This window comes from Burkholderia sp. 9777_1386 (genome assembly GCF_015712265.1).
Taxonomy (GTDB): Bacteria; Pseudomonadota; Gammaproteobacteria; order Burkholderiales; family Burkholderiaceae; genus Burkholderia; species Burkholderia cenocepacia.
On record NZ_JACCQB010000018.1, the window covers coordinates 19,270 to 34,820 of the forward strand.

Sequence of the window (15,551 nt, forward strand, 5' to 3'; positions counted from 1 at the left end):
CGGGCGGGTGCGCTTTTCAGGCGCCTCGCCCGTTTGTGTTGAGGCGTGATGCAGCAGGGCTGCGTCACGTCATCCCAGTAGAGGATCAAAGTGGCTCGCAAGACTCCTATCGAGCGCTACCGCAATATCGGTATTAGCGCTCACATCGACGCCGGCAAAACGACGACGACCGAGCGCATTCTGTTTTACACCGGTGTGAACCACAAGATCGGTGAAGTCCACGACGGCGCAGCCACGATGGACTGGATGGAGCAGGAACAGGAACGTGGCATCACGATCACGTCCGCTGCTACCACGGCCTTCTGGAAGGGCATGGGCGGCAACTATCCGGAACACCGCATCAACATCATCGACACCCCGGGCCACGTCGACTTCACGATCGAAGTGGAGCGTTCGATGCGCGTGCTCGACGGCGCGTGCATGGTGTACTGCGCAGTGGGCGGCGTGCAGCCGCAGTCGGAAACGGTGTGGCGTCAGGCGAACAAGTACAAGGTGCCGCGTCTCGCGTTCGTCAACAAGATGGACCGTACCGGCGCGAACTTCTTCAAGGTCTACGACCAGCTCCGTCTGCGCCTGAAGGCGAACCCGGTTCCGGTCGTGGTGCCGATCGGCGCGGAAGAAAACTTCAAGGGCGTCGTCGACCTGATCAAGATGAAGGCGATCATTTGGGACGAAGCGTCGCAAGGCACGAAGTTCGACTACGTCGACATCCCGGCCGAGCTCGCGGAGACCTGCAAGGAATGGCGCGAAAAGATGGTCGAAGTGGCTGCCGAAGCCAGCGAAGACCTGATGAACAAGTACCTGGAAGAAGGCGATCTGCCGGAAGCCGACATCGTCAAGGCGCTGCGTGATCGTACGATCGCGTGCGAAATCCAGCCGATGCTGTGCGGTACCGCGTTCAAGAACAAGGGCGTGCAGCGTATGCTCGACGCCGTGATCGACTTCCTGCCGTCGCCGGTCGACATCCCGCCGGTCAAGGGCGAACTCGAAAACGGTGAAGAAGCAGAGCGCAAGGCATCGGACGAAGAGAAGTTCTCGTCGCTCGCGTTCAAGATCATGACCGACCCGTTCGTCGGCCAGCTGATCTTCTTCCGTGTGTACTCGGGCGTCGTCAACTCGGGCGACACGCTGCTGAACTCGACCAAGGGCAAGAAGGAACGCCTCGGTCGTATTCTGCAGATGCACGCGAACCAGCGTGAAGAAATCAAGGAAGTCCGCGCAGGCGACATCGCTGCTGCGGTCGGCCTGAAGGAAGCAACCACGGGCGACACGCTGTGCGACCCGGCGAACCCGATCGTTCTCGAACGCATGGTGTTCCCGGAGCCGGTGATTTCGCAGGCGGTCGAGCCGAAGACCAAGGCTGACCAGGAAAAGATGGGCCTCGCCCTGAACCGTCTGGCTCAGGAAGACCCGTCGTTCCGCGTGCAGACCGACGAAGAGTCGGGCCAGACCATCATTTCGGGCATGGGCGAGCTCCACCTCGAAATTCTGGTCGACCGGATGAAGCGTGAATTCGGCGTGGAAGCGACCGTCGGCAAGCCGCAGGTTGCGTACCGCGAAACGATCCGTTCGACGGCGAAGGATGTCGACGGCAAGTTCGTCAAGCAGTCGGGTGGTCGCGGCCAGTACGGTCACGCGGTCATCACGCTCGAGCCGAACGAACAAGGCAAGGGCTACGAGTTCTTCGACGAGATCAAGGGTGGTGTGATTCCGCGTGAATACATCCCGGCGGTCGACAAGGGTATCCAGGACACGCTGAAGTCGGGCGTGCTGGCTGGCTTCCCGGTCGTCGACGTGAAGGTTCACCTGACGTTCGGTTCGTACCACGACGTTGACTCGAACGAAAACGCGTTCCGCATGGCCGGTTCGATGGCGTTCAAGGAAGCGATGCGCAAGGCGAATCCGGTCGTCCTCGAGCCGATGATGGCTGTCGAAGTCGAGACGCCGGAAGACTACATGGGCAACGTGATGGGCGACCTGTCGGGCCGTCGCGGTATCGTCCAGGGCATGGAAGACATGGTTGGCGGCGGCAAGATCGTTCGCGCCGAAGTGCCGCTGTCGGAAATGTTCGGCTACTCGACGTCGCTGCGCTCGCTGACGCAAGGTCGTGCAACGTACACGATGGAGTTCAAGCACTACGCTGAAGCTCCGCGCAACGTTGCCGAAGCGATCATCAGCGCGAAGTCGAAGTAAATCTGTAGCTACCAACTGATTATTTTTTGAAAGAAGAGAATCATGGCAAAAGAAAAGTTTGAGCGGACCAAGCCGCACGTGAACGTTGGTACGATTGGTCACGTTGACCACGGCAAGACGACGCTGACGGCAGCGATCACGACGGTTCTGACGAAGAAGTTCGGCGGCGAAGCGAAGGCATACGACCAGATCGACGCGGCACCGGAAGAAAAGGCGCGCGGCATCACGATCAACACGGCACACGTCGAGTACGAAACGGCTAACCGCCACTACGCACACGTCGACTGCCCGGGCCACGCTGACTATGTGAAGAACATGATCACGGGCGCGGCGCAGATGGACGGCGCGATCCTGGTTTGCTCGGCAGCAGACGGCCCGATGCCGCAAACGCGTGAGCACATCCTGCTGGCGCGTCAGGTTGGCGTTCCGTACATCATCGTGTTCCTGAACAAGTGCGACATGGTGGACGACGCTGAACTGCTCGAGCTGGTCGAGATGGAAGTTCGCGAACTGCTGTCGAAGTACGACTTCCCGGGCGACGACACGCCGATCGTGAAGGGTTCGGCGAAGCTGGCGCTGGAAGGCGACACGGGCGAGCTGGGCGAAGTGGCGATCATGAGCCTGGCCGACGCGCTGGACACGTACATCCCGACGCCGGAGCGTGCAGTTGACGGCGCGTTCCTGATGCCGGTGGAAGACGTGTTCTCGATCTCGGGCCGTGGTACGGTGGTGACGGGTCGTGTCGAGCGCGGCATCGTGAAGGTCGGCGAGGAAATCGAAATCGTCGGTATCAAGCCGACGGTGAAGACGACCTGCACGGGCGTTGAAATGTTCCGCAAGCTGCTGGACCAAGGTCAGGCAGGCGACAACGTGGGTATCCTGCTGCGCGGCACGAAGCGTGAAGACGTGGAGCGTGGCCAGGTTCTGGCGAAGCCGGGTTCGATCACGCCGCACACGCACTTCACGGCTGAAGTGTATGTGCTGAGCAAGGACGAAGGCGGCCGTCACACGCCGTTCTTCAACAACTACCGTCCGCAGTTCTACTTCCGTACGACGGACGTGACGGGCTCGATCGAGCTGCCGAAGGACAAGGAAATGGTGATGCCGGGCGACAACGTGTCGATCACGGTGAAGCTGATCGCTCCGATCGCGATGGAAGAAGGTCTGCGCTTCGCGATCCGCGAAGGCGGCCGTACGGTCGGCGCCGGCGTCGTCGCCAAGATCATCGAGTAATATCGACGATCCGCGGATCCCGGTGGGGTCCGCGATTCCCGCGGTACGCCGTTGTACCGCCGAAACCGGGTGCCCAGCTTGTGCTGGCGCCCGGTTTTGTTTTTGCGGCCGCGCGTTGCGCGGTTTTTGCGGCCGCGCGTTGCGCGGGCCGAGAAACACGCCACACTGCTCCAGAATTTCGTGTAGAATCGCGGGCTTAGCAGTGGAAGTACCGTCCGGAACCTGATGCTTCGCTCCCCGCTGGTGTCATGTTTCACGTTCTTTTAGTGTCCGGCGATGCAATATCGCCTCGCTCTTTTCAAGGAATTGTCATGCAGCAACAGAAAATCCGCATTCGCCTGAAGGCTTTCGACTATCGTCTGATCGATCAATCGGCTGCCGAAATCGTCGATACCGCGAAGCGGACTGGCGCAATCGTCCGTGGCCCGGTGCCGCTGCCGACGCGCATCCAGCGTTTTGACATCCTGCGTTCGCCGCACGTCAACAAGACGTCGCGCGATCAGCTCGAAATCCGTACCCACCAGCGCCTGATGGACATCGTCGACCCGACGGACAAGACCGTCGACGCGCTGATGAAGCTCGACCTGCCGGCTGGCGTCGACGTGGAAATCAAGCTGCAGTAAGGCTTTCGGCGCCGACCGGCGTGCCGGATGGCGCTAAGTCTTTGTATTGCTTGCGGAAATCGAGAAGTCGGGCTATACTGCTTGGCTTTTCGCGTATTCGCGTAAAAAAGTTGGGCCTTGCGTGCCCGGCATTTTGTAAATCAGCCCCGACCAATCGCAGTCGGGAATGGAGAAAATGATGAGCCTTGGACTCGTAGGTCGCAAGGTTGGCATGACCCGTATCTTCACGGCGGAAGGGGATTCGATTCCCGTCACCGTGCTGGACGTGTCGGACAACCGCGTGACGCAGATCAAGACTGTTGAAACCGACGGCTACACGGCCGTGCAGGTTGCATTCGGCTCCCGCCGCGCATCGCGCGTGACGAAGCCGCTGGCAGGTCATCTCGCCAAAGCCGGTGTCGAAGCCGGTGAAATCCTCAAGGAATTCCGCATTGACGCGGCCAAGGCAGCCGAGCTGTCGAATGGCGCCGTGGTCGGTGCAGATCTTTTCGAAGTGGGCCAGAAGGTCGACGTGCAAGGCGTGTCGATCGGTAAGGGCTACGCCGGTACGATCAAGCGTTACAACTTCTCCTCCGGCCGTGCCACGCACGGTAACTCGCGCTCGCACAACGTGCCGGGCTCGATCGGTATGGCGCAGGATCCGGGTCGTGTTTTCCCGGGTAAACGCATGACGGGTCACATGGGTGACGTGACGGTGACGGTGCAGAACCTCGAAATCGCTCGTATCGACGCAGAGCGCAAGCTGCTGCTCGTGAAGGGTGCGATTCCGGGCGCGAAGGGCGGCAAGGTCTTCGTGACGCCGGCCGTCAAGACCAAGGGGGCGAAATAATGGAACTCAAGCTCCTGAACGAAAATGGTCAGGAAGGTGCAGTGGTCAACGCATCGGACGTCGTGTTCGGTCGTGACTACAACGAAGCGCTGATCCACCAGGTCGTCGTCGCTTACCAGGCGAATGCTCGCCAGGGTAACCGCGCACAGAAGGACCGTGAGCAAGTCAAGCACACGACCAAGAAGCCGTGGCGCCAGAAGGGTACGGGCCGCGCTCGTGCCGGTATGTCGTCGAGCCCGCTGTGGCGTGGCGGTGGTCGTATCTTCCCGAATTCGCCGGAAGAAAACTTCTCGCACAAGGTCAACAAGAAGATGCATCGCGCAGGTCTCTGCTCGATCTTCTCGCAGCTGGCCCGTGAAGGCCGTCTGTCGGTCGTCGAGGACATCATCCTCGAAGCGCCGAAGACCAAGCTGCTGGCCGACAAATTCAAGACCATGGGTCTCGACTCCGTGCTGATCATCACCGACACGGTCGACGAGAACCTGTACCTGGCTTCGCGCAACCTGCCGCACGTGGCGATTGTCGAGCCGCGCTACGCTGACCCGCTGTCGCTGATCTACTTCAAGAAAGTGCTGGTCACGAAGGCTGCGGTCGCCCAGATCGAGGAGTTGCTGTCATGAGCGAGATTCGCAAGAACGATCATCGTTTGATGCAGGTCCTGCTCGCACCGGTGATCTCGGAAAAGGCGACGCTGGTTGCCGACAAGAACGAGCAAGTCGTGTTCGAAGTCGCACCGGATGCCACGAAGCAGGAAGTGAAGGCGGCTGTCGAGCTGCTGTTCAAGGTTGAAGTTGATTCCGTCAACGTGCTGGTTCAGAAGGGCAAGCAAAAGCGCTTTGGCCGTTCGATGGGCCGCCGCAAGGACGTGAAGAAGGCGTACGTCTGCCTGAAGCCCGGCCAGGAAATCAACTTTGAAGCGGAGGCCAAGTAATCATGGCAATCGTTAAAGTTAAGCCGACATCGCCGGGTCGCCGCGCGATGGTCAAGGTGGTCAACAAGAACCTGCACCAGGGCAAGCCGTTCGCGGCACTGCTCGACTCGCAGAGCTCGACCGCCGGCCGTAACAACAACGGTCGTATCACCACGCGTCACAAGGGTGGTGGTCACAAGCAACACTACCGTATCGTCGATTTCCGTCGCACGAAGGACGGCATCCCGGCAAAGGTCGAACGTCTCGAGTACGACCCGAACCGCAGCGCGAACATCGCGCTGGTGCTCTACGCAGACGGCGAACGTCGCTACATCATCGCCCCGAAGGGCCTGACCGTCGGCCAACAGCTGATGTCGGGTTCGGAAGCGCCGATCCGTGCAGGCAACACGCTGCCGATCCGCAACATTCCGGTCGGTACGACGATCCACTGCATCGAGATGCTGCCGGGCAAGGGCGCGCAAATGGCGCGTTCGGCTGGCACGTCGGCCATGCTGCTGGCGCGCGAAGGCGTCTACGCGCAGGTTCGTCTGCGTTCGGGCGAAATCCGCCGCGTGCACATCGAGTGCCGTGCAACGATCGGTGAAGTCGGCAACGAAGAGCACAGCCTGCGCCAGATCGGCAAGGCTGGCGCGAACCGCTGGCGCGGTATCCGCCCGACGGTGCGTGGCGTTGCGATGAACCCGGTTGATCACCCGCACGGTGGTGGTGAGGGCAAGACGGCTGCAGGTCGCGACCCGGTGAGCCCGTGGGGTACGCCGGCTAAGGGTTACCGCACCCGCAGCAACAAGCGCACGACGACGATGATCGTCCAGCGCCGTCACAAGCGTTAAGGAGTAGGCAATGGCACGTTCTGTTAAAAAAGGTCCGTTCTGCGACGCCCATTTGCTGAAGAAAGTTGAGGCGGCTGCAGCTTCGCGCGACAAAAAGCCGATCAAGACCTGGTCGCGTCGCTCGACGATTCTGCCGGATTTCATCGGCCTGACGATCGCTGTTCACAACGGCCGTCAACACGTTCCGGTGTACATCTCGGAAAACATGGTCGGCCACAAGCTTGGCGAGTTCGCACTGACCCGTACGTTCAAGGGTCACGCAGCCGACAAGAAGGCCAAGAAATAAGGGGCAATCAAGATGGAAGTGAAAGCAATTCATCGCGGTGCCCGCATCTCGGCGCAAAAAACGCGCCTTGTGGCTGACCAGATCCGCGGTTTGCCGGTCGACAAGGCGCTGAACGTTCTGACGTTCTCGCCGAAGAAGGCGGCTGGCATCGTGAAGAAGGTTGTGCTGTCGGCAATCGCGAATGCGGAGCACAACGAAGGCGCTGATATCGACGAGCTCAAGATCAAGAGCATCTACGTCGACAAGGCTGCATCGCTCAAGCGTTTCACCGCGCGCGCAAAGGGCCGCGGTAACCGCATCGAGAAGCAATCCTGTCACATCACTGTGACGGTCGGGAATTAAGGAGCCATACGATGGGACAGAAAATTCATCCGACTGGCTTCCGCCTGGCTGTCAGCCGCAATTGGGCTTCGCGTTGGTACGCGAACAACAACAATTTCGCGGCGATGCTGCAGGAAGACATCGGTGTTCGTGAATACCTGAAGAAGAAGCTGAAGAACGCTTCGGTCGGTCGGGTCGTCATCGAGCGTCCGGCGAAGAACGCGCGCATCACGATTTACAGCTCGCGTCCGGGCGTGGTCATCGGCAAGAAGGGCGAGGATATCGAACAGCTGAAGACGGAACTGCAACGCCGCATGGGCGTGCCGGTTCACGTCAACATCGAAGAAATCCGCAAGCCGGAAACCGATGCTCAGCTGATCGCTGACTCGATCACGCAACAGCTCGAGCGCCGGATCATGTTCCGTCGCGCGATGAAGCGTGCGATGCAGAACGCGATGCGTCTGGGTGCCCAAGGCATCAAGATCATGAGCGCAGGCCGTCTGAACGGTATCGAAATCGCTCGTACGGAGTGGTATCGCGAAGGTCGCGTGCCGCTTCACACGCTGCGTGCTGATATCGACTACGCGACTTCGGAAGCGAAGACGACTTACGGGATCATCGGCGTCAAGGTGTGGGTCTACAAGGGCGATACGCTCGGCCGCAACGACGCACCGGTGGTGGAAGAAGTAGCCGAAGACAAGCGTCCGCGTCGCAATGCGCGTCCGGGCGACCGTCGTCCGCGCCGTGACGGCGAAGGCGGCGCTCCGGGTGCTCGTCGTGGCGCACCGCGCCGTGGCGCCGGCAAGCCCGAAGACGGCAAGACTGGAGAATAACGATGCTGCAACCGAAACGCAGAAAGTATCGTAAAGAGCAGAAGGGTCGTAACACCGGCAAGGCGACGCGCGGCAACGCAGTGTCGTTCGGTGAATTCGGCCTGAAGGCGATCGGTCGCGGTCGTTTGACCGCACGTCAGATTGAAGCGGCGCGTCGTGCAATGACGCGTCACATCAAGCGTGGCGGCCGTATCTGGATCCGGATCTTCCCGGACAAGCCGATTTCGCAGAAGCCGGCCGAAGTGCGTATGGGTAACGGTAAGGGTAACCCGGAGTACTACGTCGCCGAGATTCAGCCGGGCAAGATGCTCTATGAAATGGACGGCGTAACCGAAGAACTGGCACGCGAAGCGTTCCGTCTGGCTGCAGCCAAGCTGCCGCTGAAGACGGCATTCATCGTGCGCCAGCTCGGCGCCTAAGGAGAAAACATGAAGGCTTCCGAACTTCTCCAGAAAGACCAGGCCGCGCTCAACAAGGAGCTGGCGGACCTGCTGAAGGCGCAATTCGGCCTGCGCATGCAACTCGCGACCCAGCAGCTCACGAACACGAGCCAGCTGAAGAAGGTTCGTCGCGACATCGCACGTGTGCGGACCGTCATGACTCAGAAGGCGAACCAGAAATGAACGATAGCGTGAAAACCTCGCTGAAGCGGACGCTGGTCGGTCGGGTCGTCAGCAACAAGATGGACAAGACCGTCACCGTGCTGATCGAGCACCGCGTCAAGCACCCGATCTACGGCAAGTATGTCGTGCGTTCGAAGAAGTACCACGCGCACGATGAAGCGAACACCTACAACGAAGGCGATCTCGTCGAAATTCAGGAAACGCGTCCTGTTTCGAAGACGAAGGCCTGGACGGTGTCGCGCCTCGTCGAAGCCGCTCGCGTCATCTAAGCGGGCAGCGCAGTAGGCAGTAACGGGCACTTCTCCACGAAGTGCTTGAAATCGCAAAGTTTTTGCTTGCGTGACCGGGATTATTTGTTATAATCCCGGTCTTCCCTCTTTATGGGAGCCCCGTCGCGGGCGAAGTTGGTGGGGGAAGCGGACTGGCGCCTGCCTGTCCGAAAGATTCACCGAATTGCGATGGCGGGTTTCGTTTGCCGTCGCTGCTGTTCCAACCCAAGCAGCCGATTGGCTGACGGGACCAAGACTGACCGAATGCATCATGGTGGTGCATCCGGATTAAGTTGGGAAAGACAAACCATGATCCAGACCGAATCTCGGCTCGAAGTAGCCGACAACACGGGTGCACGTGAAGTCCTGTGCATCAAGGTGCTCGGCGGCTCGAAGCGTCGTTATGCCGGCATTGGCGACATCATCAAGGTGAGCGTCAAAGAGGCAACGCCGCGCGGGCGCGTGAAGAAAGGCGAAATTTACAACGCCGTGGTGGTCCGCACCGCCAAGGGCGTGCGCCGTCAAGACGGCTCGCTGATCAAGTTCGACGGCAACGCCGCTGTGCTTTTGAATAACAAGCTCGAGCCGATCGGCACCCGTATCTTCGGGCCGGTGACGCGTGAGCTGCGTAGCGAACGATTCATGAAGATCGTTTCGCTGGCGCCGGAAGTGCTGTAAGGAGTCGCGATGAACAAGATTCGCAAAGGTGACGAAGTCATCGTCGTCACTGGCAAGGACAAGGGCAAGCGCGGCGTCGTGCTGGCTGTCGGTGCTGAACATGTGACGGTTGAAGGTATCAACCTCGTCAAGAAGCATGTGAAGCCGAACCCGATGAAGGGTACGACGGGCGGCGTGGAAGCGAAGACGATGCCCCTGCATATTTCGAACGTCGCACTGGTCGACGCGAATGGCAAGGCGTCGCGTGTTGGCATCAAGGTCGAGGAAGGCAAGAAGGTTCGCTTCCTGAAGACGACCGGTGCCGTACTGAGCGCCTGACGCAGCGGAGTAAAAAATGGCTCGTTTTCAAGAGTTTTACAAAGAAAAGGTTGTGCCCGGCCTGATCGAGAAGTTCGGTTACAAGTCGGTCATGGAAGTGCCGCGCATCACCAAGATCACGCTGAACATGGGTCTTGGCGAAGCGATCGCTGACAAGAAGATCATCGAGAACGCCGTTGGCGACCTCACGAAGATCGCTGGCCAGAAGCCGGTCGTCACGAAGGCCCGCAAGGCAATCGCAGGCTTCAAGATCCGCCAGGGTTACCCGATCGGCGCGATGGTGACGCTGCGTGGCCGCGCGATGTACGAATTCCTCGACCGTTTCGTGACGGTTGCCCTGCCCCGCGTGCGTGACTTCCGCGGCGTGTCGGGTCGTGCTTTCGATGGCCGTGGCAACTACAACATCGGTGTGAAAGAGCAGATCATTTTCCCCGAAATCGATTACGACAAGATCGACGCACTGCGTGGGCTGAACATCAGCATCACGACGACTGCGAAGACCGACGACGAAGCAAAGGCTCTGCTCGCCAGCTTCAAGTTCCCGTTCAGAAACTGAGGTTACCGTGGCTAAACTGGCACTGATCGAACGTGAAAAGAAGCGCGCCCGCCTGGTCGCGAAGTTCGCAGCAAAGCGCGAAGCGCTGAAGGCGATCGTCGAAGACCAAAGCAAGTCGGAAGAAGAGCGCTACGAAGCACGCCTGGAGCTGCAGCAACTGCCCCGCAACGCAAACCCGACCCGCCAGCGTAACCGCTGCGCGATCACGGGCCGTCCGCGTGGCACGTTCCGTAAATTCGGCCTCGCGCGTAACAAGATTCGTGAAATCGCATTCCGTGGCGAGATTCCTGGCCTGACCAAGGCGAGCTGGTAATAGGAGAAACGTAAATGAGCATGAGTGATCCTATCGCCGATATGCTGACTCGCATCCGCAACGCGCAGATGGTCGAGAAGGTATCGGTCGCGATGCCCTCGTCGAAGGTCAAGGTTGCAATCGCGCAAGTCCTGAAGGACGAAGGTTATATCGACGATTTCGCCGTGAAGGCGGAAGGTGCGAAGTCCGAACTGAATATCGCGCTGAAGTACTACGCAGGTCGCCCGGTCATCGAACGCCTCGAGCGCGTGTCGAAGCCTGGTCTGCGCGTGTACCGCGGCCGTAACGACATTCCGCAGGTCATGAATGGCCTCGGTGTGGCAATCGTGTCGACGCCGAAGGGCGTGATGACCGACCGCAAGGCGCGCGCTACCGGCGTCGGCGGCGAAGTCATCTGCTACGTCGCTTAAAGCCGAGGAGAGAGAAACATGTCTCGAGTAGGTAAGAGCCCGATCGCGCTGCAAGGCGCGGAAGTCAAGCTGGCCGACGGTGCAATCACCGTCAAGGGCCCGCTGGGCACCATCACGCAAGCGATCAATCCGCTCGTGAACGTGGCGAACAACGACGGCACGCTGAATCTGTCGCCGGTCGACGAAAGCCGCGAAGCAAATGCACTGTCGGGCACGATGCGCGCGATCATCGCGAATGCCGTGCACGGCGTGACCAAGGGTTTCGAGCGCAAGCTGACGCTGGTTGGCGTCGGTTACCGTGCGCAAGCGCAAGGCGACAAGCTGAACCTGTCGCTGGGTTTCTCGCACCCGGTGGTGCACCAGATGCCGGAAGGCGTCAAGGCTGAAACCCCGACGCAAACCGAAATCGTGATCAAGGGGATCAACAAGCAACAAGTCGGTCAAGTGGCTGCGGAAGTCCGCGGTTACCGTCCGCCGGAGCCGTACAAGGGCAAGGGCGTGCGTTATGCCGACGAGGTTGTGATCCTCAAAGAAACGAAGAAGAAGTAAGGGTGCGCAATCATGGATAAGACTCAATCTCGCCTGCGCCGCGCTCGCCAGACGCGTATCAAGATCGCTGAGCTGCAGGTCGCGCGTCTCGCCGTGCATCGCACGAACACGCACATCTACGCTCAAGTGTTCTCGCCCTGCGGCACCAAGGTGCTGGCCAGCGCGTCGACGCTCGAAGCGGAAGTGCGCGCAGAACTGGCCGACAAGTCGGGCAAGGGCGGCAACGTCAATGCCGCGACGCTGATCGGCAAGCGTATTGCCGAAAAGGCAAAGGCTGCCGGCATCGAATCCGTCGCCTTCGACCGCTCGGGCTTCCGCTACCACGGCCGCGTCAAGGCGCTGGCTGAGGCAGCTCGCGAAGCTGGGCTCAAGTTCTAAGGAAGGAATTCGTCATGGCAAAGATGCAAGCGAAAGTTCAGGCTGACGAGCGCGACGACGGCCTTCGCGAAAAGATGATTTCGGTCAATCGCGTGACCAAGGTCGTGAAGGGTGGCCGTATTCTCGGCTTCGCCGCACTGACCGTGGTTGGCGACGGTGATGGCCGCATCGGTATGGGCAAGGGCAAGGCGAAGGAAGTGCCGGTCGCTGTCCAGAAGGCAATGGAACAAGCTCGCCGCAACATGTTCAAGGTGCCGCTCAAGAACGGCACGCTGCAACACGAAGTGCACGGCAAGCACGGCGCATCCGCTGTCCTCCTCGCTCCGGCGAAGGCAGGTACGGGCGTGATCGCCGGCGGCCCGATGCGCGCAGTGTTCGACGTGATGGGCGTTCAGAACGTCGTGGCGAAGAGCCACGGTTCGACGAACCCGTACAACCTCGTTCGCGCCACGCTGGACGGCCTGCGCAAGCAGTCGACCCCGGCAGACATCGCGGCGAAGCGCGGCAAGTCCGTCGAAGAAATTTTGGGCTAAGCCCGGGTGGTCACCATGTCTGAAAAAACTGTCAAGGTTCAGCTCGTCAAGAGCCTGATCGGGACCCGCGAATCGCACCGCGCGACCGTGCGTGGCTTGGGCCTGCGCCGACTCAACTCGGTTAGCGAGCTGCAGGACACGCCGGCGGTCCGCGGCATGATCAACAAGGTCTCGTACCTCGTTAAGGTCATCGCGTAAGCGGCCCTACGGATCAAGGAGTTGATATGGAATTGAATAACCTGAAGCCGGCAGCTGGCGCCAAGCACGCCAAGCGTCGCGTCGGTCGTGGCATCGGTTCGGGCCTCGGCAAGACGGCTGGCCGTGGTCACAAGGGTCAGAAATCGCGTTCGGGCGGCTTCCACAAAGTCGGTTTCGAAGGCGGTCAGATGCCGCTGCAACGTCGTCTGCCGAAGCGCGGCTTCACGTCGCTGACGAAGGAATTCGTCGGTGAAGTGCGCCTGGGCGACCTCGAGAAGCTGCCGGTCGACGAGATCGATCTGCTCGCACTGAAGCAAGCCGGCCTGGTCGGCGAGCTGACGAAGAGCGCAAAGATCATCGCGACGGGCGAACTGAAGCGCAAGATCGTCGTGAAGGGTCTCGGTGCCACCAAGGGTGCGCGCGCTGCGATCGAAGCGGCTGGCGGTTCGTTCGCCGAGTGACACGCGTAGCGCGTCGTCACTTGCATTCATCGGAGAAGGTACTTGGCTAACAGCCCGAGTCTTGCAAAACCCGGTCGAAGCACGGCGAAATTCGGCGATCTGCGCCGGCGAGCGATGTTCCTGCTCCTGGCGCTGATCGTCTATCGCATCGGCGCGCACATTCCCGTGCCGGGCATCGATCCGGATCAACTGGCAAAGCTGTTCCAGAGCCAGGCGGGCGGCATCCTGGGCATGTTCAACATGTTCTCGGGTGGCGCGCTTTCCCGCTTCACGATCTTTGCGCTGGGGATCATGCCGTACATCTCGGCGTCGATCATCATGCAGTTGCTGGCGATCGTTTCGCCGCAGCTCGAGGCGCTGAAGAAGGAAGGGCAGGCAGGGCAACGGAAGATCACGCAGTACACGCGGTATTTCACCGTGGTGCTCGCGACCTTCCAGGCATTCGGTATCGCGGCTGCGCTGGAAAACCAGCCGGGCCTCGTCACCGATCCCGGCATGCTGTTCCGTCTGACGACGGTCGTGACGCTGGTAACGGGCACGATGTTCCTGATGTGGCTCGGTGAGCAGATTACCGAGCGTGGTCTGGGCAACGGTATCTCGATCATCATCTTCGGCGGGATCGCAGCAGGGTTCCCGAATGCCGTGGGTGGGTTGTTCGAGCTGGTGCGTACGGGTTCGATGAGCATCATTTCGGCGATCATCATCGTCGTTCTGATCGCCGCGGTGACTTACCTGGTCGTGTTCATCGAACGCGGTCAGCGCAAGATCCTCGTGAACTACGCAAAGCGTCAGGTCGGCAACAAGATCTACGGTGGGCAGTCGTCGCATCTGCCGCTGAAGCTGAACATGTCGGGCGTGATTCCGCCGATCTTTGCATCGTCGATCATTCTGTTCCCGGCAACGATTCTCGGCTGGTTCAGTACCGGTCAGCCGACAGGAAGCTGGATTTCCAATACGTTGCATAACGTTGCGGAAGCGCTGAAGCCGGGCCAGCCGGTCTATGTGCTGCTGTACACGCTGGCAATCGTGTTTTTCTGCTTCTTCTACACCGCACTGGTGTTCAACAGCAGGGAGACCGCAGACAACCTGAAGAAGAGCGGCGCGTTTGTTCCGGGCATCCGTCCGGGCGATCAGACCGCACGATATATCGACCGCATCCTCACGCGTCTGACGCTGGCCGGTGCGATCTACATCGTCTTCGTGTGTCTGCTGCCGGAATTCCTGGTGCTGCGCTGGAACGTGCCGTTTTATTTTGGTGGAACGTCGCTGCTGATCATTGTCGTCGTCACGATGGACTTTATGGCGCAGGTGCAGTCGTACGTTATGTCGCAACAGTATGAGTCACTGCTCAAGAAGGCTAACTTCAAGGGCGGCAACATCCCGATGCGTTGAAAGGACTATGGCCAAAGACGATGTAATCCAGATGCAGGGTGAGGTGATTGAAAACCTCCCGAATGCGACCTTCCGCGTGAAGCTGGAAAACGGCCATGTCGTGTTGGGGCATATTTCCGGGAAGATGCGGATGCACTACATCCGCATCCTGCCGGGCGACAAGGTGACGGTTGAATTGACGCCTTACGATCTGTCTCGTGCGCGGATCGTGTTCCGGGCGAAGTGATTTGAAAAAAGGGTATTATCATGAAAGTGATGGCATCGGTTAAGCGCATTTGCCGCAATTGCAAGATCATCAAGCGCAAAGGCGTCGTTCGCGTGATCTGCAGCTCGGATCCGCGCCACAAGCAGCGCCAAGGCTGACCGCGCGTTTGTTTGCGCTTTTTGTTTGAGGAAAAACAATGGCTCGTATCGCAGGGGTTAACATCCCGAATCACCAGCATACCGAGATCGGCCTGACGGCTATCTTCGGTATCGGCCGCACCCGTTCGCGCAGCATCTGCGTGGCAGCTGGCGTCGATTTTTCGAAGAAGGTCAAGGATCTGACCGACGCAGACCTGGAAAAGCTGCGTGAAGAAGTAGGCAAGTTTGTCGTCGAAGGCGATCTGCGCCGTGAAGTGACGATGAACATCAAGCGCCTGATGGACCTCGGTTGCTACCGCGGCGTCCGTCATCGCAAGGGCCTGCCGATGCGCGGTCAGCGTACGCGTACGAACGCACGTACCCGCAAGGGTCCGCGTCGTGCAGCGCAAGCGCTGAAGAAGTAAGCGGAACTGACAGTTACAGGAAAACGT

27 protein-coding genes are annotated in these 15,551 nt (G+C 59.8%); all 27 read left to right on the top strand.

Translation table 11 applies throughout. The features are described 5' to 3' along the window. Positions 1-90: 90 nt before the first annotated feature. Positions 91-2,193: an elongation factor G gene (fusA, locus tag H0X91_RS15890; RefSeq protein WP_006482929.1), complete on the top strand. Its 2,103-nt coding sequence runs from the start codon at positions 91-93 to the stop codon at positions 2,191-2,193. Positions 2,194-2,235: 42 nt separating this feature from the next. Beyond that, entirely contained in the window at positions 2,236-3,426 is a 1,191-nt protein-coding gene (gene tuf, locus H0X91_RS15895) for an elongation factor Tu (RefSeq protein ID WP_006482910.1), read from the top strand. Positions 3,427-3,737: 311 nt separating this feature from the next. Further along, positions 3,738-4,049 (top strand): 30S ribosomal protein S10, encoded by a 312-nt coding sequence (rpsJ, locus tag H0X91_RS15900; RefSeq protein ID WP_004199280.1) that lies wholly within the window; start codon positions 3,738-3,740, stop codon positions 4,047-4,049. Positions 4,050-4,227: 178 nt separating this feature from the next. Then, positions 4,228-4,878 (top strand): 50S ribosomal protein L3, encoded by a 651-nt coding sequence (rplC, locus tag H0X91_RS15905; RefSeq protein ID WP_006482922.1) that lies wholly within the window; start codon positions 4,228-4,230, stop codon positions 4,876-4,878. Beyond that, positions 4,878-5,498 (top strand): 50S ribosomal protein L4, encoded by a 621-nt coding sequence (gene rplD / locus H0X91_RS15910; RefSeq protein ID WP_006477192.1) that lies wholly within the window; start codon positions 4,878-4,880, stop codon positions 5,496-5,498. Before rplC ends, rplD begins: the two co-directional genes overlap by 1 nt. Continuing rightward, the gene (gene rplW, locus H0X91_RS15915; RefSeq protein ID WP_004199275.1) at positions 5,495-5,809 is read left to right on the top strand and encodes a 50S ribosomal protein L23; all 315 of its coding nucleotides are present in this window, start codon (positions 5,495-5,497) and stop codon (positions 5,807-5,809) included. The genes rplD and rplW overlap by 4 nt, the downstream gene beginning before the upstream one ends. A gap of 2 nt (positions 5,810-5,811) precedes the next feature. Beyond that, positions 5,812-6,639: a 50S ribosomal protein L2 gene (rplB, locus tag H0X91_RS15920; RefSeq protein WP_006482900.1), complete on the top strand. Its 828-nt coding sequence runs from the start codon at positions 5,812-5,814 to the stop codon at positions 6,637-6,639. A 10-nt stretch (positions 6,640-6,649) separates the two neighbouring features. Further along, entirely contained in the window at positions 6,650-6,925 is a 276-nt protein-coding gene (gene rpsS / locus H0X91_RS15925) for a 30S ribosomal protein S19 (protein WP_004199273.1), read from the top strand. Positions 6,926-6,937: 12 nt separating this feature from the next. Then, complete coding sequence (gene rplV, locus H0X91_RS15930) at positions 6,938-7,267, top strand: 50S ribosomal protein L22 (RefSeq protein ID WP_004199272.1); 330 nt, start codon at positions 6,938-6,940, stop codon at positions 7,265-7,267. A gap of 11 nt (positions 7,268-7,278) precedes the next feature. After that, complete coding sequence (gene rpsC / locus H0X91_RS15935) at positions 7,279-8,079, top strand: 30S ribosomal protein S3 (protein ID WP_006482899.1); 801 nt, start codon at positions 7,279-7,281, stop codon at positions 8,077-8,079. A 2-nt stretch (positions 8,080-8,081) separates the two neighbouring features. Beyond that, positions 8,082-8,498 (top strand): 50S ribosomal protein L16, encoded by a 417-nt coding sequence (rplP, locus tag H0X91_RS15940; protein WP_006482873.1) that lies wholly within the window; start codon positions 8,082-8,084, stop codon positions 8,496-8,498. 9 nt (positions 8,499-8,507) lie between these two features. Then, the gene (gene rpmC / locus H0X91_RS15945) at positions 8,508-8,702 is read left to right on the top strand and encodes a 50S ribosomal protein L29 (protein ID WP_006400652.1); all 195 of its coding nucleotides are present in this window, start codon (positions 8,508-8,510) and stop codon (positions 8,700-8,702) included. Continuing rightward, a complete protein-coding gene (gene rpsQ / locus H0X91_RS15950; protein WP_006477189.1) occupies positions 8,699-8,971 on the top strand; it encodes a 30S ribosomal protein S17 in 273 nt (90 codons plus the stop codon). Before rpmC ends, rpsQ begins: the two co-directional genes overlap by 4 nt. A 309-nt stretch (positions 8,972-9,280) precedes the next feature. Beyond that, the gene (gene rplN, locus H0X91_RS15955) at positions 9,281-9,649 is read left to right on the top strand and encodes a 50S ribosomal protein L14 (protein ID WP_006482918.1); all 369 of its coding nucleotides are present in this window, start codon (positions 9,281-9,283) and stop codon (positions 9,647-9,649) included. A gap of 9 nt (positions 9,650-9,658) precedes the next feature. Continuing rightward, positions 9,659-9,967 (top strand): 50S ribosomal protein L24, encoded by a 309-nt coding sequence (gene rplX, locus H0X91_RS15960; protein WP_006477187.1) that lies wholly within the window; start codon positions 9,659-9,661, stop codon positions 9,965-9,967. Between the two features lie 16 nt (positions 9,968-9,983). Further along, on the top strand, positions 9,984-10,523 hold the full coding sequence (gene rplE / locus H0X91_RS15965) for a 50S ribosomal protein L5 (RefSeq protein WP_006482882.1): 540 nt from the start codon (positions 9,984-9,986) through the stop codon (positions 10,521-10,523). Positions 10,524-10,530: 7 nt separating this feature from the next. Further along, positions 10,531-10,836 (top strand): 30S ribosomal protein S14, encoded by a 306-nt coding sequence (rpsN, locus tag H0X91_RS15970; RefSeq protein ID WP_006482884.1) that lies wholly within the window; start codon positions 10,531-10,533, stop codon positions 10,834-10,836. Between the two features lie 14 nt (positions 10,837-10,850). Then, entirely contained in the window at positions 10,851-11,246 is a 396-nt protein-coding gene (gene rpsH / locus H0X91_RS15975) for a 30S ribosomal protein S8 (RefSeq protein WP_006477185.1), read from the top strand. An 18-nt stretch (positions 11,247-11,264) separates the two neighbouring features. Further along, entirely contained in the window at positions 11,265-11,795 is a 531-nt protein-coding gene (rplF, locus tag H0X91_RS15980) for a 50S ribosomal protein L6 (protein ID WP_006477184.1), read from the top strand. Positions 11,796-11,807: 12 nt separating this feature from the next. Continuing rightward, a complete protein-coding gene (gene rplR, locus H0X91_RS15985) occupies positions 11,808-12,173 on the top strand; it encodes a 50S ribosomal protein L18 (protein ID WP_006477183.1) in 366 nt (121 codons plus the stop codon). Positions 12,174-12,187: 14 nt separating this feature from the next. Next, positions 12,188-12,706 (top strand): 30S ribosomal protein S5, encoded by a 519-nt coding sequence (rpsE, locus tag H0X91_RS15990; RefSeq protein WP_006482895.1) that lies wholly within the window; start codon positions 12,188-12,190, stop codon positions 12,704-12,706. A 15-nt stretch (positions 12,707-12,721) separates the two neighbouring features. Then, the gene (rpmD, locus tag H0X91_RS15995) at positions 12,722-12,904 is read left to right on the top strand and encodes a 50S ribosomal protein L30 (RefSeq protein WP_006400644.1); all 183 of its coding nucleotides are present in this window, start codon (positions 12,722-12,724) and stop codon (positions 12,902-12,904) included. A gap of 26 nt (positions 12,905-12,930) precedes the next feature. Further along, positions 12,931-13,365, top strand: coding sequence for a 50S ribosomal protein L15 (gene rplO, locus H0X91_RS16000; RefSeq protein ID WP_006482880.1), 435 nt, complete (start codon positions 12,931-12,933; stop codon positions 13,363-13,365). A gap of 42 nt (positions 13,366-13,407) precedes the next feature. Beyond that, entirely contained in the window at positions 13,408-14,757 is a 1,350-nt protein-coding gene (gene secY, locus H0X91_RS16005; RefSeq protein WP_006482915.1) for a preprotein translocase subunit SecY, read from the top strand. Between the two features lie 7 nt (positions 14,758-14,764). Next, positions 14,765-14,983, top strand: a complete 219-nt coding sequence (gene infA / locus H0X91_RS16010) for a translation initiation factor IF-1 (RefSeq protein ID WP_004521905.1) — start codon at positions 14,765-14,767, stop codon at positions 14,981-14,983. 20 nt (positions 14,984-15,003) lie between these two features. Then, a complete protein-coding gene (gene rpmJ / locus H0X91_RS16015) occupies positions 15,004-15,120 on the top strand; it encodes a 50S ribosomal protein L36 (RefSeq protein WP_004199844.1) in 117 nt (38 codons plus the stop codon). Between the two features lie 38 nt (positions 15,121-15,158). Further along, complete coding sequence (gene rpsM, locus H0X91_RS16020; protein WP_006400641.1) at positions 15,159-15,524, top strand: 30S ribosomal protein S13; 366 nt, start codon at positions 15,159-15,161, stop codon at positions 15,522-15,524. The last annotated feature ends 27 nt before the right edge of the window (positions 15,525-15,551 follow it).

Coding starts and splice junctions, on each gene's coding strand:
- tuf (WP_006482910.1), top strand. CDS start 2,236: ATGGCAAAAGAAAAGTTTGAGCGGACCAAGCCGCACGTGAACGTTGGT.
- rpsJ (WP_004199280.1), top strand. CDS start 3,738: ATGCAGCAACAGAAAATCCGCATTCGCCTGAAGGCTTTCGACTATCGT.
- rplC (WP_006482922.1), top strand. CDS start 4,228: ATGAGCCTTGGACTCGTAGGTCGCAAGGTTGGCATGACCCGTATCTTC.
- rplD (WP_006477192.1), top strand. CDS start 4,878: ATGGAACTCAAGCTCCTGAACGAAAATGGTCAGGAAGGTGCAGTGGTC.
- rplW (WP_004199275.1), top strand. CDS start 5,495: ATGAGCGAGATTCGCAAGAACGATCATCGTTTGATGCAGGTCCTGCTC.
- rplB (WP_006482900.1), top strand. CDS start 5,812: ATGGCAATCGTTAAAGTTAAGCCGACATCGCCGGGTCGCCGCGCGATG.
- rpsS (WP_004199273.1), top strand. CDS start 6,650: ATGGCACGTTCTGTTAAAAAAGGTCCGTTCTGCGACGCCCATTTGCTG.
- rplV (WP_004199272.1), top strand. CDS start 6,938: ATGGAAGTGAAAGCAATTCATCGCGGTGCCCGCATCTCGGCGCAAAAA.
- rpsC (WP_006482899.1), top strand. CDS start 7,279: ATGGGACAGAAAATTCATCCGACTGGCTTCCGCCTGGCTGTCAGCCGC.
- rplP (WP_006482873.1), top strand. CDS start 8,082: ATGCTGCAACCGAAACGCAGAAAGTATCGTAAAGAGCAGAAGGGTCGT.
- rpmC (WP_006400652.1), top strand. CDS start 8,508: ATGAAGGCTTCCGAACTTCTCCAGAAAGACCAGGCCGCGCTCAACAAG.
- rpsQ (WP_006477189.1), top strand. CDS start 8,699: ATGAACGATAGCGTGAAAACCTCGCTGAAGCGGACGCTGGTCGGTCGG.
- rplN (WP_006482918.1), top strand. CDS start 9,281: ATGATCCAGACCGAATCTCGGCTCGAAGTAGCCGACAACACGGGTGCA.
- rplX (WP_006477187.1), top strand. CDS start 9,659: ATGAACAAGATTCGCAAAGGTGACGAAGTCATCGTCGTCACTGGCAAG.
- rplE (WP_006482882.1), top strand. CDS start 9,984: ATGGCTCGTTTTCAAGAGTTTTACAAAGAAAAGGTTGTGCCCGGCCTG.
- rpsH (WP_006477185.1), top strand. CDS start 10,851: ATGAGCATGAGTGATCCTATCGCCGATATGCTGACTCGCATCCGCAAC.
- rplF (WP_006477184.1), top strand. CDS start 11,265: ATGTCTCGAGTAGGTAAGAGCCCGATCGCGCTGCAAGGCGCGGAAGTC.
- rplR (WP_006477183.1), top strand. CDS start 11,808: ATGGATAAGACTCAATCTCGCCTGCGCCGCGCTCGCCAGACGCGTATC.
- rpsE (WP_006482895.1), top strand. CDS start 12,188: ATGGCAAAGATGCAAGCGAAAGTTCAGGCTGACGAGCGCGACGACGGC.
- rpmD (WP_006400644.1), top strand. CDS start 12,722: ATGTCTGAAAAAACTGTCAAGGTTCAGCTCGTCAAGAGCCTGATCGGG.
- rplO (WP_006482880.1), top strand. CDS start 12,931: ATGGAATTGAATAACCTGAAGCCGGCAGCTGGCGCCAAGCACGCCAAG.
- infA (WP_004521905.1), top strand. CDS start 14,765: ATGGCCAAAGACGATGTAATCCAGATGCAGGGTGAGGTGATTGAAAAC.
- rpmJ (WP_004199844.1), top strand. CDS start 15,004: ATGAAAGTGATGGCATCGGTTAAGCGCATTTGCCGCAATTGCAAGATC.
- rpsM (WP_006400641.1), top strand. CDS start 15,159: ATGGCTCGTATCGCAGGGGTTAACATCCCGAATCACCAGCATACCGAG.